At 67.1% G+C, this 213-nt stretch carries 1 protein-coding gene; it reads left to right on the top strand.

Annotated elements, in window-relative coordinates; all coding sequences use genetic code 11:
• The coding region (locus tag IH61_RS0140135; protein ID WP_037974273.1) for an endonuclease at nt 1–213 on the top strand (213 nt) is incomplete at both ends.

Below are 213 nucleotides of genomic sequence, written 5' to 3'. Positions count from 1 at the left end.
CGTCTGGCGATGGTGCGGCGGGCGCGGAAGATCAACCGTGAGCTGGCGGAGCTGTATCCGTACGCGCATCCGGAGCTGGACTTCGAGACGCCGTTCGAGCTGCTGGTGACCACCGTGCTGTCGGCGCAGACGACGGACTTGCGGGTGAACCAGACGACGCCGGCGTTGTTCGCGAAGTATCCGGAGCCGGAGGACATGGCTGCGGCGAACCCG

The organism is Streptomyces sp. NRRL WC-3742 (assembly GCF_000720635.1).
Taxonomy (GTDB): Bacteria; Actinomycetota; Actinomycetes; order Streptomycetales; family Streptomycetaceae; genus Kitasatospora.
Note: the sequence above shows the minus strand (reverse complement) of the source record. Positions and strands in the feature narration are given on the sequence as shown.